At 72.9% G+C, this 2,367-nt stretch carries 3 protein-coding genes; 1 reads left to right on the top strand and 2 read right to left on the bottom strand.

Annotated features, from left to right (window positions below):
* The coding region (locus ACY45C_RS05045; protein ID WP_462186479.1) for a glycerol-3-phosphate dehydrogenase C-terminal domain-containing protein at positions 1 to 518 on the top strand (518 nt) is incomplete at its 5' end.
* 56 nt (positions 519 to 574) lie between these two features.
* Here the strand turns inward: ACY45C_RS05045 and ACY45C_RS05040 are convergent.
* Both ACY45C_RS05040 and ACY45C_RS05035 read right to left on the bottom strand, forming a co-directional pair.
* Positions 575 to 1,684, bottom strand: coding sequence for an acyl-CoA dehydrogenase family protein (locus ACY45C_RS05040; protein ID WP_462186477.1), 1,110 nt, complete (start codon positions 1,682 to 1,684; stop codon positions 575 to 577).
* 105 nt (positions 1,685 to 1,789) lie between these two features.
* Positions 1,790 to 2,367, bottom strand: a 578-nt coding sequence (locus ACY45C_RS05035; RefSeq protein WP_462186476.1) for an acyl-CoA dehydrogenase family protein, incomplete at its 5' end; no start/stop codon positions are given.

Genomic DNA, 2,367 nt, shown 5'->3' with positions numbered 1-2,367 from the left:
CCGCCGACGCCCGTACCAGCGCCGCTCGTACCAGCGCCGCCCGCACCGCCGATCTCTCCCGGCGGCACCTGGTGCGGACCGACCCGGGCGGCCTGGTCACGGTGGTCGGCGGCAAACTGACGACCTATCGACGGATGGCCGCCGACGCGGTGGACGCCGCCGTCGCGGTGGGCGACCTCGACGCCGGCCCCTGCCGTACCCGGCGGCTCGGCCTGGTCGGTGCGGCACCTCGATCGGTCCTCGCCACGGTGGCCGCGCCGCGCCGTCTGGTCGAGCGGTACGGGACGGAGGCACCGAGGGTGCTGGCCCTGGCCGACGGCGACCCCGACCTGCTGGCACCCGTCGCCGAGGGGACGCCGGTCACCGGCGCGGAGCTGCTGTTCGCGGTGCGGGACGAAGGCGCGCTCGACCCGGCAGACCTGCTAGATCGCCGGACGCGCATCGGGCTGGCTCCCGCCGACCGCCGGGCAGCCCTGGGCCCGGCCCGGCAGCTGTTCGACCATACGCTGACGCGCTAAGGACCAGCACCGCCGAGGAACCAGCACCGCTGCGAGTGCTGCGGGATCGGGGGCGGTCAGGGCAACGTGTCGACGGTCAGCACCGCGATGCGCTCCAGATGCGCAGGAGTGTCACCAAAAGCGGGAATCTGGCGTTTGGCCCGCTTGTAAAAGAAGTGCGCATCATGCTCCCAGGTGTAGCCGATCCCCCCGTGGTACTGGATCATCGCCGCGGTGGCGTCCCCGGCGGCCTGGTTGGCCTTGCTCTTCGCCACCGCGAGCGCCAGCTCCGCGTCGGGCAGGGCGGTATCGAGCGCGTGCGCCGCGTACAGCACCGCGTGCTCGGCCATCGTGACGGCGACATGCAGATCGGCGAGATGATGCGCGAGCGCCTGGAACGAACCGACCGGCCGGCCGAACTGCACCCGATCGATGTCGTAGGCGACGGTCCGGGTCAGCGCGGCCCGCGCGACACCGACGAGGTCCGCGGCCGTGAGCAGGGCACCACGACGGACCAGGTCCGCAGCGACCGCGGCGTTGGAGGCCGGCAGCCGGGTCGCGGGCGCGTCGGCCAGGGACAGCGAGGCCAGCCGGGTGGTGCCGTCGAAGCCGCGCTGGGCGGTGACCGTCACCCCCGGGCCATGCGGATCGAGCAGGTAGAGCCCGACTCCGGCGGGGTCGACGGCGGCGACCACCACGAACCCGGCGACCTCGAGATACTCGACGCCAGACGCGACACCGCCCAGCCTGCCGTCCGCGGTCGCGCGGACCGCGATGCCGGTACGGTCGTATCCCCCGCCCGGGCCCCGCAGCGCCACGGTGGCCACCAGGTCACCGGCGGCGAGGGGGGCGAGCACCGCCGCCGCCTGGTCCGCCGAGCCGGCGAGCCGCACCGCCTCGCCCGCGAGCACGGTCGGCAGCCAGGGCCCGGGGATCGCCCCCGCTCCGAACGCCCGCGCGATGATCTGTGCGTCGAGCAGCCCGAGACCGAGACCGTCGAACCGCGCGGGCACGCACACCGCGAGCCAGCCCTGTTCGCCGATCGCCTTCCACAGCTCGGGGGGGTGTCCGTCACCGTCGGGATCGGTGAAGACCGCGCGGACGGCGGTCAGATCGAAGCGGTCGGCCAGGAAGTCCCGGACGGTGGCGGCGAGCGCGCGCTGCTCGTCGGTGAGGGCGAAGAACACGGGCTCGGACCTCCGGAGGCGGGGCGAGGCAGGATCAGCGGGATGAACAGGCGCGGGCGCGGGCGCGGGCACAGACGTAGACGCAGGCCCGAATCGCGACAATGATCATGATCCGCGTGGCAGGCCGAGGACCCGCTCCGCGACGATCGTGCGCTGTACCTGCGAGGATCCACCCCAGATGGTGACGGAGCGGGTCCAGAAGCTCTCCTGCCGCAGCGTCGTCAGATCGAGGTCCGCGGTGGGGTGGGTGAGCGCCACATCGGCGCCGAGCAGCGCATCAAAGGTCTCGAACAGGTCCTGGTACGTCTCCGACCACTGCAGTTTGGTGATCGACGACTCGGCCCCCAGGTCCCGGCCCTGCTCTACCTGGGTGAGGACGTGCATCGAGTGGTAGCGCAGGCATTCGAGCTCGACCATGCGTCGGCCCAACTCCTGGCGCAGCACCGGGTCGGTGTCGCGGCCGAGCGCCCGGGCGACCCGGACGATCTCGTCGTAGCTGCGCCGGAAGCCGGTGTACTGGCTGATCCCGGACGCGCCGCGCTCGAACGACAGCAGAAGCATCGCCGTCGCCCAGCCGTTGCCGATCCCGCCCAGGCACTCCGACGCCGGCACCCGCACGTCGGTGAGGAAGACCTCGCCGAACTCGCTGGCGCCGCTCATCTGCCGGATCGGCCGGACCTCCA

It is taken from the genome of Frankia sp. CcWB2 (assembly GCF_977927585.1).
This window is presented reverse-complemented; position numbering and strand designations above follow the sequence as displayed.